9 protein-coding genes, 1 tRNA gene and 1 pseudogene are annotated in these 14,106 nt (G+C 56.3%); 10 read left to right on the top strand and 1 reads right to left on the bottom strand.

Annotated features, from left to right (window positions below; genetic code table 11):
• Positions 1 to 4: 4 nt before the first annotated feature.
• The 6 genes and pseudogenes from groL (at position 5) to ACKXF7_RS12255 (ending at position 10,112) form a co-directional block, all read left to right on the top strand.
• Positions 5 to 1,644, top strand: a pseudogene (gene groL / locus ACKXF7_RS12280) (chaperonin GroEL).
• A 215-nt stretch (positions 1,645 to 1,859) separates the two neighbouring features.
• Complete coding sequence (locus ACKXF7_RS12275) at positions 1,860 to 3,455, top strand: peptidoglycan D,D-transpeptidase FtsI family protein (RefSeq protein ID WP_423741451.1); 1,596 nt, start codon at positions 1,860 to 1,862, stop codon at positions 3,453 to 3,455.
• 101 nt (positions 3,456 to 3,556) lie between these two features.
• The gene (gene secG, locus ACKXF7_RS12270; RefSeq protein WP_249236604.1) at positions 3,557 to 3,808 is read left to right on the top strand and encodes a preprotein translocase subunit SecG; all 252 of its coding nucleotides are present in this window, start codon (positions 3,557 to 3,559) and stop codon (positions 3,806 to 3,808) included.
• 166 nt (positions 3,809 to 3,974) lie between these two features.
• On the top strand, positions 3,975 to 6,095 hold the full coding sequence (rnr, locus tag ACKXF7_RS12265; RefSeq protein WP_339394853.1) for a ribonuclease R: 2,121 nt from the start codon (positions 3,975 to 3,977) through the stop codon (positions 6,093 to 6,095).
• Between the two features lie 217 nt (positions 6,096 to 6,312).
• On the top strand, positions 6,313 to 8,085 hold the full coding sequence (locus ACKXF7_RS12260; RefSeq protein WP_423741450.1) for an oleate hydratase: 1,773 nt from the start codon (positions 6,313 to 6,315) through the stop codon (positions 8,083 to 8,085).
• Positions 8,086 to 8,351: 266 nt separating this feature from the next.
• Positions 8,352 to 10,112, top strand: coding sequence for a bifunctional metallophosphatase/5'-nucleotidase (locus ACKXF7_RS12255; protein WP_423741449.1), 1,761 nt, complete (start codon positions 8,352 to 8,354; stop codon positions 10,110 to 10,112).
• 98 nt (positions 10,113 to 10,210) lie between these two features.
• On the opposite strand, the gene ACKXF7_RS12250 is transcribed toward ACKXF7_RS12255, so the two are convergent.
• Positions 10,211 to 10,284, bottom strand: a tRNA-Gln gene (locus tag ACKXF7_RS12250).
• 255 nt (positions 10,285 to 10,539) lie between these two features.
• Between ACKXF7_RS12250 and ACKXF7_RS12245 the strand changes: the two genes are divergently transcribed.
• The 4 genes from ACKXF7_RS12245 to ACKXF7_RS12230 all read left to right on the top strand — a co-directional run bounded on the left by ACKXF7_RS12245 (position 10,540) and on the right by ACKXF7_RS12230 (position 14,038).
• Positions 10,540 to 10,833: a DUF2508 domain-containing protein gene (locus ACKXF7_RS12245; protein WP_249236608.1), complete on the top strand. Its 294-nt coding sequence runs from the start codon at positions 10,540 to 10,542 to the stop codon at positions 10,831 to 10,833.
• 122 nt (positions 10,834 to 10,955) lie between these two features.
• Positions 10,956 to 11,102, top strand: coding sequence for a six-cysteine ranthipeptide SCIFF (gene scfA / locus ACKXF7_RS12240; protein WP_005926683.1), 147 nt, complete (start codon positions 10,956 to 10,958; stop codon positions 11,100 to 11,102).
• Positions 11,103 to 11,168: 66 nt separating this feature from the next.
• The gene (scfB, locus tag ACKXF7_RS12235; protein ID WP_423741448.1) at positions 11,169 to 12,620 is read left to right on the top strand and encodes a thioether cross-link-forming SCIFF peptide maturase; all 1,452 of its coding nucleotides are present in this window, start codon (positions 11,169 to 11,171) and stop codon (positions 12,618 to 12,620) included.
• Positions 12,617 to 14,038, top strand: coding sequence for an amino acid decarboxylase (locus ACKXF7_RS12230; RefSeq protein WP_423741447.1), 1,422 nt, complete (start codon positions 12,617 to 12,619; stop codon positions 14,036 to 14,038). The genes scfB and ACKXF7_RS12230 overlap by 4 nt, the downstream gene beginning before the upstream one ends.
• The last annotated feature ends 68 nt before the right edge of the window (positions 14,039 to 14,106 follow it).

Below are 14,106 nucleotides of genomic sequence, written 5' to 3'. Positions count from 1 at the left end.
GATTATGGCTAAGCAGATCAAGCAGGGCGAGGACGCCCGCAAGGCACTGTGTGCCGGTATCGACACCCTGGCAAATACCGTTAAGATCACCCTGGGCCCCAAGGGCCGCAATGTGGTGCTGGGCAAAAAGTTCGGCGCACCGGTCATCACCAACGATGGCGTGACCATTGCCAAGGAGATCGAGCTGAAGGACGAGTTTGAGAACATGGGCGCACAGCTGGTGCGTGAAGTTGCCACCAAGACCAACGATGCAGCAGGCGACGGCACCACCACTGCAACCGTTCTGGCACAGGCTATGGTCACCGAGGGCATGAAGAATGTCACCGCCGGTGCAAACCCCATGGATATCCGCCGCGGCATGAGCAAGGCTGTTGCCAAGGCTGTTGAGACCATCAAGGCACACAGCCAGAAGGTGAAGGACAGCAACGATATCGCCCGCGTCGGCACCATTTCTGCCGGTGATCCCGAGATCGGCCGCCTGATCGCTGAGGCAATGGAAAAAGTTACCTCTGACGGCGTCATCACCATCGAGGAGAACAAGACCACTGCTGAGACCTACAACGAGATCGTGGAAGGCATGCAGTTTGACCGCGGCTACCTGACCCCGTATATGGTCACCGATACCGATAAGATGGAGGCTGTTCTGGACAATGCCGCCATCCTGATCACCGATAAGAAGATCAGCGTGATTCAGGATCTGGTTCCCCTGCTGGAGCAGGTCATGCAGAATGGTATGAAGCTGCTGATCGTGGCTGAGGATATCGAGGGCGAGGCTTTGTCCACCCTGATCGTCAACCGCCTGCGCGGCACCCTGAACGTGGCCGCTGTCAAGGCTCCCGGCTTTGGCGACCGCCGCAAGGAAATGCTGCAGGATATCGCCATTCTGACCGGCGGCACCGTAGTCTCCTCCGATCTGGGCTATGAGCTGAAGGACGCTACCGTCCAGATGCTGGGCCATGCACGTCAGGTCAAGGTCACCAAGGAGAACACCACCATCGTGGGCGGTGCAGGTGACAAGGATGCGATCGCAGCCCGTATTTCTCAGATCCGCAGCCAGATTGAGGTTGCTACCAGCGATTTCGACCGTGAGAAGCTGCAGGAGCGTCTGGCAAAGCTGGCTGGCGGCGTAGCCGTCATCAAGGTCGGTGCTGCCACCGAAGTTGAGATGAAGGACAAGAAGCTGCGCATTGAGGATGCTTTGAACGCAACCAAGGCTGCTGTTCAGGAAGGCGTCGTTGCCGGCGGCGGTACTGCTCCATCAATGCGATTCCCGCTGTGCGTGAGCTGTGCGACACGCTGGAAGGCGACGAGCGCACCGGTGCCAAGATCGTCCTGAAGGCTTTGGAAGCTCCTCTGCGCCAGATCGCTAAGAATGCCGGTCTGGAAGGCAGTGTCATCATCGACAAGATTATTTCTGCCAATAAGCCTAACTACGGCTTTGATGCGCAGAATGAGGTCTTTGTGGACGATATGATTGCTGCTGGCATCGTTGACCCCACCAAGGTCACTCGTTCCGCTCTGGAAAATGCAGCATCTGTTGCAGAAATGGTCCTGACCACCGAGAGCCTGGTTGCAGATCTGCCGGAACCTCCGGCACCCGCAGCTCCTGCCGGTGATATGGGCGGCATGGGCGGCATGTACTAAGCCTCAAAAGCGTCTTGCGCGAATAAACAGCATGAAGGAGACGGATCTTCTTTGGAGGGTCCGTCTCCTTTTTTAGTTAAAAATTGCTGCGGATTGCATTCGCAGTTGGCATAAAACAGCATCTCTGCGTCAGAAACGGAGACGGCCCAAGATGGTGTGATCGCATATTCATCTGCTGTTCTGCTCACCCTTATAAAAAGAGGAGGCGGAATTTTATGTCCGGCAAGAGAGTCTTGGCGCTGTATGCGGCCATTCTGTTCAGCTTTGCAGTGATTTTGTGCCGCCTGTATTTTCTGGCACAGAACCAGACTTATGCAGCCCGCGCCAAAGCGCAAAGCGCGGTTCGGCTTGCGTTGCCTGCACGGCGGGGGAATTTTTATGACCATACCGGTGCACTGCTCACCGGGCTGGAAACGCAATATCTGGCCCTCTGCTTCCCGGGCGAAAACAGCTATTCCCGCCTGTATGCCTATACCGATGAGGACGGACAGGCGCTTTTGTACCAGAATCGGAATCGTTCCATGCCATTTCTGCTAAGGGTGGAGCGTGATCTTTACTGGCAGGGAGTGTCGTGCTATCCGTTTGCCCGGCGGTATGCGTCCGCACCGCTGTGCCAGCAGCTGATCGGATATCTGGATGGCGAAGGCCATGGAGCTGCCGGACTGGAAAAAGCACTGGACAAGCTGCTGACCGGGACGGGGGAACATGACGTCTTGCTGTGCGCTGTCACCGCTCAGGGACAGCTGCGAGCCGGAGAAACACCGCAGTATCTCCGGCAGGACAGCAAGGCTGTGGGGGCGCAGCTGACCATTTCGCGTCAAATGCAGCGCGCAGCGGAAGCGGTAGCAGCGGAGACTATGACCAGCGGGTGCATTTTGGTTCTGGATACAGCTTCTGCCGCCGTGCGGGCCAGCGTCAGCATGCCGGGCTATGACCCGGATAACCTTGCCGCCAGTCTGGACGCACCTGACAGTCCATTCCTGAATCGCGTGTTGGAATGCTATACCGTCGGCTCGGTGTTCAAGCCGGTGCTGGCAGCGGCGGCACTGGAACAGGGCGTTTTTCCGGAATATGAATGTACGGGTGCCGCAGTGATAGATGGACAGATCTTCCGCTGCGCAGGCGGGGTGCCGCATGGGCAGATCGGACTAGAAGAAGCACTGGAAAAAAGCTGTAATGGCTATTTTGTACGGCTGGGGCAGCAGCTGGGTGCGGAAAACTTGCTGCAAGCGGCGCAGCGTTTTGGATTTGGGCAGGAGATAAGCTTGGCAGGCGATCTGCATGCTGCATCCGGGAACCTGCCGGACGCAGCCGAACTCGCCCAGAGCGGTCAGCTTGCCAATTTCAGCTTTGGGCAGGGCAGCCTGCTGGCATCACCGGTGCAGATCGCCGCCATGATGAATGCCATCGCCTCCGGCGGGGTGTACCGCATGCCGTTCTTTCTGGAATGCACGGTTGATGAAACCGACGGTACACCGCTGGAAACGCTTGCGCATCCGCAGTCGAGGCGGGTGATGAGCGCGGAAAATGCAGCGCTTCTGCGTGAAATGCTTTGTCAGGTGGTGGAAGAGGGCACTGCACAGGATGCTGCAGAGCTGGAAGGCGGTGCGGGCGGCAAGACCGGCACGGCTCAGACCGGACAGTTTGATGCTGACGGAACAGAACGCAAGAATCTGTGGTTTGCGGGCTTTTACCCGGCAGAAAAGCCCCGCTGGACGGTGATCGTGCTGCAGGACGGGCAGACCGAAACGGCCTATTCCAGTGCAGCCATCTTTGCCCGGCTGTGCGCCATGCTTCGTACTCTGGCGTAAAATGCGCGGTTTTTGCTTGCTTTTTCACGCTTGTTATGCTACTATATATTTGTATTTTTGCGTGGTTTTCATTGAATTACAATAAAGGAGCGTTTCAATCCATGTCTGTTATCGAAATTGTTGGCGGTGTGATCCTGCTGGTCGCTTCGCTCGTCATCGTCCTTCTCACTCTGATGCAGCACACGCATGGTCAGGGCCTTTCCGGTGCGATCAATGGCAGCGTGGGCGGTGCAAACAATGCCCGCCTGACCCCGGCTGACCAGATGCTGGCCAAGGTGACCCGCATTGCAGGTGTCGTTTTCTTTGTGGTCGCTATTCTGGCATGTCTGTTTGCAGGCCGTCTGGCAGGCTGAAAAGGTTCGTGCAGCCCCGTGTAAAGGACGGGGCTGTTTTTCTGTATTATGATAGGATGTCGGCGGCAGTCTGACCGCCGGGCAGGGTGGGGCAGTTGGCCCACAACCGGCAGCGCTGCGGCACGTTGGAGGCTGCGGCCATGGAAGAGCAAGGAGAAAGATTATTATGGCAATGCGCGATAAAATTGAGCACGCGATCCAGAATCAGCCGTGCACAGTTAAAGACCTCAAGGCAAAGTTCGGCGGGGACCGCAGTGCGGACCGCAAGGTGATGGAGGCTGTGGACCAGCTGGTGCACGAGGCAGTCATCTGCCAGCGTCAGGGCGTGTTCTTTACGGTGCGTTCTGGCCGTGCAGACAAGGCTCTGCTGTGCAAGGTGGTCAAACTGGGCAAAAATTTTGCCTTTGTAATGCTGGAGGACGGCACCAGCGATATCTTTATCCCGGGCCGCTTTACCCGCGGTGCAATGCCCGGTGACATGGTGCTTGTGGAAAAGTTTGAGCATCCCCGTGTGGAGGGCAGCGATGAAGGCGAGATCCTTGCCATTCTGGAAGAGAAAAATTCTCTGGTGGGCACTGCCCGCCGTATCGAGGGCCGCTTGAAATTCGTGCCGGATGACTGCCCGGCCATCTCCATGCAGCTGATGCGTGACTGCGAGGGCGGCGCAAAGGACGGCGACAAGGTGGCCGTGGAGATCCTGCAGCGCGGCAACCGTCAGGAAGATCACCGTGTGGGCGTTGCCATGCGGTTCGGCAATTCGGATGAAGCCAAGCGCTGCGCCAAGGCCCTGCTCTATGCGCAGGATATCCGCAGCCGCTTCCCGGATAAAGTCCGCGATGAAGCCAAGAAGCTGGAGAATGCCGAGGTCTCTGAAAAGGACACCGAGGGCCGCATGGATCTGCGTGCACTGCCCATCTTCACCATTGACAGTGCCGAGACCAAGGATATCGACGATGCCATCAGCCTGACCAAGACCCCGGAAGGCGGCTTTGAGCTGGGTGTCCACATCGCGGATGTTTCCAACTATGTCAAGCCCGGCACCGAGCTGGATAACGAGGCATTCAACCGTGCTACCAGCGTCTACTATGCCGATCAGGTCGTTCCCATGCTGCCCAAGCAGCTCTCCAACGGCATCTGCAGCCTGAACGAGGGTGCGCTGCGTCTGGCGTTCTCCTGCCTGATGCGTCTGGACAAGGATGGCAACCTGACCGACTATCGCTTTGCGAAAACGGTCATCCGCAGCCGCGTCAAGGGTGTTTACTCCGAGATCAATGCTCTGCTTGCCGGCAGCGCAGACGACGAGCTGAAGGGCAAGTACCATGAGGTGCTCAGCCAGCTGCCTGCCATGAAGGAGCTGTATGGCCACCGTGCCCGCCTGCGCAAGGAGCGCGGCTGCATGGACATTGAGAGCGGCGAGGTAAAGCTGATCCTGGACGAGGATGGCCACTGCATCGACGTGAAAAAGCGCACTTCCGGCGAGAGCGAAGCCATGATCGAGGAGTTCATGCTGCTGGCCAACCAGTGCGCCGCCCACTTTGCCCGCGTGAAGCAGATCCCCTTTGTGTACCGTGTGCATGAGGAGCCCAATGCCGAAAAACTGGAACGCCTGCACACCCTGCTGCAGGCCTGCGGCATCAACGACCACTTTGCCAAGGATGTGCCCACCCCTAAGGAACTGAGCGCGATCCTGGAAGGTGTGCGCGGCGGCCCGTATGAGCAGATCATCAATACCGGGATGCTGCGCTGCATGTCCAAGGCTGTGTATGAGGAAAAGCCCAAAGGCCACTACGGTCTGGTCCTGCAGGACTACGCACACTTTACCAGCCCCATCCGCCGCTATCCGGATCTGGCCATCCATCGCATCATGACGGCTCAGCTCAAGGGCATCGATAAGGAGACCATGGTGCTGCGCTACAGCGACTTTGCCGAAAAAGCAAGCAAGCAGTCCAGCGAACGTGAGATCATCGCCATGCAGATCGAGCGCAAGGCAGAGGATTGCTATAAGGCCGAATACGCCCGCCGCCATCTGGGCGAGTGCTACGAAGGCCGCATTTCCGGCGTGACCCAGCGCGGCCTGTTCATCGAACTGGAAAACGGCGTGGAGGGCTTTGTGCCCGCTTCCAGCCTGACCCCTTCCGGCACCATGCTCACCGAGGGCATCCGCCTGTCCGACCCGGTCTCCGGCAAAAACTGGAGCCTTGGCGACACCATGATGATCACCATCGTGCGCGCAGACGTCAATCTGGGCAAGATCGATTTTGAAGTTGCTCCGGCAAACGCAAAATAAGCTGTTTTTTCCGAAGGAGAAAGGACCAGTCCGGTTCTTCCTCCTTCTTTTTTTGTCACATTTTAGACGTATTTCCAGCAAAACAGGATGATTGTATAAAGTTTATACACGAATGAAAATTTGTTTGTTGTTTGCTGCGCCTGCGCAGGGTATACTGTTGCCATAAGGACGGCGCAAGGATGCCGAAAAACGCAATAAAAAGCAGGGAGGCTTTTCTATGTACTATTCCAGTGGCAACTATGAAGCTTTTGCAACCCCTAAAAAGCCGGAGGGTGTCGATCATAAATCCGCTTATATCATTGGCTCCGGTCTGGCAGCACTGACGGCTGCCTGCTATCTGGTCCGTGACGGTCAGATGAAGGGCGAGCATGTGCATGTGTTCGAGAAAGACCCCATCCCCGGCGGTGCCTGTGATGGCTATAAGTACGACATCGGCTATGTGATGCGCGGTGGCCGCGAGATGGACAACCATTTTGAGGTAATGTGGGATATGCTGCGCTCCATCCCGTCTCTGGAGACCGAGGGCGCCAGCGTGCTGGATGAATATTACTGGCTGAACAAGGAAGACCCCAACTACTCTCTCTGCCGCGCTACCGTGGACCGCGGTCAGGACGCCCACACCGATGGTAAGTTCGGCCTGTCCGATAAGGGTGCCATGGAGATCATGAAGCTGTTCTTTACCCCTGACGAGCAGCTGCAGGATAAGAAGATCACCGACTTCTTTGACGATGAGGTGCTGAACTCCAACTTCTGGCTGTACTGGCGCACCATGTTTGCCTTTGAAAACTGGCACAGTGCTCTGGAAATGAAGCTCTATCTCAAGCGCTATATCCACCATATCGGCGGTCTGCCGGATTTCACCGCCCTGCGTTTTACCCGCTACAACCAGTACGAGTCCATCATCCTGCCTATGGTCACTTACCTGAAGGATCACGGCGTGCAGTTCCACTATGAGACCAAGGTCGTGGACGTGAAATTTGATATCAATGGCAAGCGCAAGCAGGCAAGCAGCGTGGTCGTGGAGCATGCGGGGGAGACCAGCACCATCGACCTGACCGAGAACGATCTGTTGTTCATCACCAACGGTGGCTGTGTGGAGAGCAGCACCGTGGGTGCGCAGGACAAGGCTGCAGGCTTTGACCCCACCATCAAGCCGGGCAACGGCTGGGATCTGTGGAAAAAGATCGCTGCACAGGATCCCGCTTTCGGCCATCCCGAGAAGTTCTGCTCCGATCCGGAACATTCCAACTGGGAGAGCGCTACCATCACCACCTTGGACGACAAGATCCCGCAGTATATCCAGAAGATCTGCAAGCGTGACCCGTTCAGCGGCCACACCGTCACCGGCGGCATCGTCACTGTTAAGGACTCCAACTGGCTGCTCAGCTGGACACTGAACCGCCAGCAGCAGTTCCGCGACCAGCCTAAGAACCAGCTGTGTGTCTGGGTCTACGGCCTGTTCAGCGACAAGCCCGGCAACTATGTCAAGAAAGCTATGCGTGACTGCACCGGCAAGGAACTGTGCATGGAGTGGCTGTACCATATCGGTGTGCCCGAGGACCAGATCGAGGAGCTGGCAGAGCACAGCGCAAACACCGTACCTGTGATGATGCCCTATATCGACGCCTTCTTTATGCCCCGTGCCATGGGCGACCGCCCCGATATCGTGCCCGAGGGCGCTGTGAACTTTGCCTTCCTCGGCCAGTTTGCCGAAACCGCCCGCGACACCATCTTCACCACCGAATACTCCATGCGCACCGGTATGGAGGCTGTGTACACCCTGCTGAACATCGACCGCGGCGTGCCCGAGGTCTGGGGCAGCACCTACGACGTGCGCGCTCTGATCGATGCAACGGTCAAGCTGCGCGACGGCAAGAAGATCACCGACATGGATCTGCCGCTGATCCCGCGCCTTGCTATGAAGGAAGCTCTGAAAAAAATCGAGGGTACTGACCTTGAAAAATTCCTCAAGGAATACAATGCCATCTGATCCGGTTCTCCGTTTCATTTTTGGATCCCCCTAAAATCAGGCCCGCATTTGTAAGTCAGCGACTGACTGCAAGTGCGGGCTTGGTTTTTGTTAAAAAATGAGACTTTTTGCATAAAAAGTATGACTTGCAAATATCAAATTTGAATAAATTGTGTCATTTCGGCTTGCTCTCGGGCGGCATATATGTTATGCTTAATGCAACAAGTGTCGGGCTGGATCTGTACGCCCGATGAAAACAAGAAAGTTCTAAGAGGAGGTCGTTTTCTATGAAACAACTTATCTCCCGCCGCAGCTTTATGAAGGCCGCAGGCGTCACCACAGCCGTTGCTGCCGTGAGCCTTGGTGCTCCCGCTGCATCTGCCTGCTTCCCGGGCAGCGTGAAGGACATCACCATTCTTTACACCAACGATGTCCACACCTACATCGACAAAAAGTCTCCGGAACTGACCTATGCCGCTATTGCCGCCCTGAAAAAGAGCTATCAGGATGCAGGCAAGGACGTTCTGCTGGTGGACGCAGGCGACCATATTCAGGGCACTGCTTATGGTTCCATGGACGAAGGTGCCTCTATCATCCAGCTGATGAATGCCGCAGGCTATGATGTTGCTACGCCCGGCAACCATGAATTCGACTACGGCATGGCCCGTGCAAAAGAGGCGATGGATGAGGCAGATTTCCCGTACCTCTCCAGCAACTGGGTCAATCTGCCGCTGGGCAATCGCGTTCTGCCGGATGTCAAGTACTTTACCATCGGCGGCCGCGTGATCGCATTTGTGGGCATTACCACGCCCGAGACCTTCACCAAGTCTACTCCGGCTTACTTCATGGATAAGAGCCAGAAGCGCTACATCTATGATATTCTGGGCGGCGACGATGGTCAGAAGCTGTATAAGGCTGTGCAGAAATCCATCGATAAGGCAAAGCTGCTGGCAGATTACGTGATCGGTCTGGGCCATCTGGGTGTTGACCCGTCCTCTTCGCCCTGGACCAGCAGGGAAGTCATTCAGCACACCTCCGGCCTTGATGCATTCATCGACGGCCACTCTCACACCAAGATGGAATGTGAGTGGGTGAAGGATCTGTCCGGCAAGGCAGTTGCTCTGACCCAGACCGGTTCCTATTTTGCCAATGTGGGCGAAATGACCATCAAGACCGATGGTTCCATTGCTACCCGTCTGATCTCCTCTTACGAAGGCTCCGACAGTGTGGTGGAAGGCATCCAGACTGCGTGGGTCGCTTCTGTGGATGATATGCTGGGCGAGAAGATCGCTGCTTCCGAGATCAACTTCTATGTCACCGATCCGGAGACCGGCAATCGCCGCATCCGCACAGCCGAGACCAATCTGGGCGACTTTGTGGCCGATGGCATCTACACCTACTTCAACGAGGTAGAGCAGCTGCACTGCGATATCGCCATCATGAACGGCGGCGGCATCCGTGCAGATGTGAACGCAGGCTATTGGACCTTCAAGACCTGCAAGCAGGTCAGCCCGTTCGGCAATGTGGCCTGTCTGATGTCTGTTACCGGCAAGCAGATCCAGGATGCACTGGAATTTGCAGCCCGCTTTGCAGGCGAGGGCGGCAAGGAGAACGGCGGCTTCCTGCATGTGGCCGGTGCTACCTACGAGATTCACACCGATCTCCCCAACACGGTGCAGACCGACGAAAAGAATGTCTGGATCGGCAGCGCTACCGGAACTCCGCGCGTGCAGAACGTGAAGATCTATGACAAGGCTTCCGGTTCTTATCTGCCGCTGGACCCGAACAAGACCTATGCACTAGCTGGCATGAATTACACGCTGCGCAATCTGGGCGACGGCTTTGCCATGTTCGATGGCGCAGAGCTGATCAAGGACTATGTGTCTGAGGATTACCTTGTGATGTCCACCTATGCAATGACCTTTGGCGGCGTAGATGCTGAGGGTCTGCCGCATCTGACAACAGCCAACAGCCCGCTGGCAGATTACCCGGGCTACCTGCTGAATTACGAAGATCCTTACGGCGCAGGCCGCATCAGCATCCTGTAACAACTGCATAAAAAGGCGCACCGTCCGGCAGGGCGGTGCGCTGTTTTTGTATAACGAAATAGAACAAAAAAGCCATCCGATATAAACCGGATGGCTTCTGGTTGGGGATGAGAGAATCGAACTCCCACAAGTAGAGTCAGAGTCTACCGCACTACCACTATGCAAATCCCCAAAATCTTTGGTGTTGTTTGGCTCGCGAGCCGCTCAACGTGTGCTATTATACGCACAAAAGCAGGCTTTGTCAAGCATATTTTTCAAATAAATTCAGACTTTTTCAAAATTCACGCAAAACCGCAGAAGTTTTTCAATGCCCGGCACACCCGGCAGGGCATTTTTTGCATCCACCAATAAACCGGCATATTCCGCACGCCGCTCCTCATAGAATGAAATGTACAGATTTTCAGATGCACAAAGAGGAGGATGGCTTATGCTGGAACGAACCCACAATCAAACTACGCAGACCCTGCTTTCGAGCCGTATCCCGCGGGACACCGAGCACGAGCGCTACCACCCGGAACTGGAAGAAGAGCTCAAGGAATGCCTGTTCTGTCTGAAACGCAACGAAATGATGTTTGATCTGGAGGTAGACACCGATCTGATCGAACAGCGCATCTATGAGAGGCAGGCACTATTGTGCCGCTACCGGTACTTATTGGCCAGGGCGCGGGAGCTTGGCCTGCATACTGTCCTGACGAAATATCAGCCTGCCGGGCAGCTTTAAACAGGTTAGCGGCATAAAAATCTTGACAGAAAGCTCCTTGCGTGTTATCATAGGCAAAGATAAATGAGTACCGGGCTTTGCCCGGCGCGATGAAATTTTGAGAGCTAGAGAGGTTTTCTATTATGGAACGTATTAAGACCATTGCTACTCGTGACCTGACCAAGAGCGTTAAGACCGGCGGCTGCGGCGAGTGCCAGACTTCCTGCCAGTCCGCTTGCAAGACCTCCTGCGGCGTGGCTAACCAGCAGTGCGAGAACAGCAACAAGTAATTTTTGCAAACCCCATGCCGCCTTTGCCGGGCGGCATTTTTTTGTGTAATTGGAATGGAGAGTAAAATGGTACATCAGTATCAATTGAATGGCTATAACATCGTGCTGGATACCTGCAGCGGCTCGGTGCATGTGGTGGACGATGTGGCATATGATATCATTGCCATGTACCCGGAGCATTCTGCCGATGAGATCGTCTCTGCCATGCTGGCAAAGTATGGCGACCGCGAGGATGTGACCGAGGAAGATCTGCGCCAGTGCATCGATGATGTTACTTCTCTGAAGGAGGCTGGCAAGCTGTGGACGCCGGATACCTATGAGAACATGGCTTTCGACTTTAAAAACCGCAATACCGTGGTCAAGGCCCTGTGCCTGCATGTTGCACATACCTGCAACCTGAACTGCTCCTACTGCTTTGCATCTCAGGGCCGCTATCAGGGCGACCGTGCGCTGATGAGCTTTGAAGTGGGCAAGCGTGCCATGGACTTCCTGATCGAAAACTCCGGCACCCGCCGCAACCTTGAGGTGGACTTCTTTGGCGGCGAACCGCTGATGAATTTTGACATGGTCAAAAAGCTGGTGGCTTACTGCCGTGAGCAGGAGAAGATCCACAACAAGAACTTCCGCTTTACCATGACCACCAACGGTATGCTGATCGATGACGATGTGATCGATTTCTGCAACAAGGAGTGCCACAACGTCGTTCTGAGTCTGGATGGCCGCAAAGAGGTCAATGACCGCTTCCGCAAGGACTATGCAGGCCATGGCAGCTACGATACCATCGTGCCCAAGTTCCAGGAGTTCGTGAAGAAGCGCGGCGACAAGAACTACTACATGCGCGGCACCTACACCCACTACAACACCGACTTCACCAACGATATCTTCCACATGGCCGACCTCGGCTTTACCGAGCTGAGCATGGAGCCTGTGGTGTCTAAGCCTGGCGACCCCAGTGCCCTGACCGAGGAAGATCTGCCCATCCTGAAGGAACAGTACGAGATCCTGGCCAAGGAAATGATCAAGCGCGACCGTGAGGGCCGCGGCTTTACCTTCTACCACTACATGATCGATCTCACCGGCGGTCCTTGCATCTACAAGCGCATCTCTGGCTGCGGTTCCGGTACCGAGTATATGGCCGTCACTCCCTGGGGCGATTTGTATCCCTGCCACCAGTTCGTGGGTGACCCCAAGTATCTGATGGGTGATATCTGGAAGGGCGTTACCAACACCGCTGTGCGGGATGAGTTCAAGCACTGCAACGCCTATGCCCGCAAGGAGTGTCAGGACTGCTGGGCAAAGCTGTACTGCTCCGGCGGCTGTGCAGCCAACTCCTACCATGCCACCGGCAATATCACCGGCGTGTACGAGTACGGCTGTGAGCTGTTCAAAAAGCGCATGGAGTGCGCCATCATGATCAAGGTGGCTGAGAATCAGGAACTTGCCGCCAAGGGTATCGAAGTTCCCATTGAGCTGGGCTCCACTTGCAGCGCCTGCGCAGACGGCGAAGCCTGCGAATGAGCATGACCACGCCCATTGTGGATTTTGTGCGCCGGTACGCCCAATCCGGCACCTCCCGGCTGCATATGCCCGGCCACAAGGGCCAGAGCCTTTTGGGCTTTGAGCCGTGGGACATTACCGAAATAAAGGGTGCGGATGAACTGTATGGGGCTGACGGCATCATTGCCCAGAGCGAAGCCAACGCTACCCGGCTGTTCGACACGGTGCATACCTATTACAGTACAGAGGGCTCGTCCCAGTGCATCCGTGCAATGCTGTGCCTTGCACTACAGGCTGCGCCCGCAGCCGGACAGCGCCCGGTCCTGCTGGCAGCGCGCAACGCTCACAAAGCGCTGTTGTATGCGGCGGCACTGCTGGATTTTGATATCCAGTGGCTCTGGCCTGCGCCGCAGGATGCCGGTTCGCTTTGTAGCTGCCCGGTGTCAGCTGCAAAGCTGACAGGTGCTCTGCAGGGTTTGGCACAGCAGGGCAAAAGGCCCTTTGGCGTCTACATCACCAGTCCGGATTATCTCGGCGGTGTGCAGGATATTGCAGCGCTGACCGAAGTGTGCAAGGATTTTGACGTTCCGCTTCTGGTGGATAATGCCCACGGTGCTTACCTGCGTTTTCTGCCGCAGGGCGGTCAGCATCCTATTGCACTGGGCGCAGCCATGTGCTGCGATTCCGGCCACAAAACGCTGCCTGTTGTCACCGGGGGCGCATACCTGCATCTGGGCAAAAACGCTCCTGTTCAGGATGAGGCTGCTGTGCGCAATGCGCTGGCGCTGTTTGGCTCCACCAGCCCGTCCTATCTGATCCTGCAGTCGCTGGACAAATGCAACCAGATCCTGTCGGAGGGTTATCCGCTGCGGCTTTTGCAGTGCTGCAGTCATCTGACCCGCCTGCGCCGGGAGCTGAACGAAGCTGCTGCTGCAAAACACTGCCCGGGGCCGCTGGCACTGGAAAGCGAACCTCTCAAGGTCACGCTGGATGCTGCGGTTTTGGGTCTTTCCGGAACAGAGCTTGCTGAAAAGCTGCGCGCTGCAAAGATCGAGTGCGAGTACGCCGACCCGCGTTATCTGGTGCTGATGTTCACACCGGATAATCCGCCGCAGGACTTCGAGCGGCTTTCCGCAGCCGTTCTCCGCATTGCGGAAGAACTTGCTGGCCCGGTGACGCTCCCGGAAGAAACTGCCGGTGAATTTGCGGAGCTGGAGCGCGGCCTGCACCGCCGCTGTACCATCCGGCAGGCCGTTTTCGCACCGCAGGAACAGCTGCCCGCAGAGCAGGCAGTCGGCCGCATCTGTGCCATGCCTACGGTCTCCTGCCCGCCGGCCATTCCCATCGTGGTAAGCGGCGAACAGATCACACCGGCTGCAGCAGCATGGATGAAGCGCTATCATGTGGAAGAGGTCTCGGTCATCCGTGAACCCCAATAACCTTTCCCAAGGCATCGTGCGTCTGGCACGGTGCCTTTTTTACGGGCATATCCAGCCCGGCAGCCGCA

The organism is Faecalibacterium sp. 7, from assembly GCF_049562865.1.
Taxonomy (GTDB): Bacteria; Bacillota; Clostridia; order Oscillospirales; family Ruminococcaceae; genus Faecalibacterium; species Faecalibacterium wellingii.
This window is presented reverse-complemented; position numbering and strand designations above follow the sequence as displayed.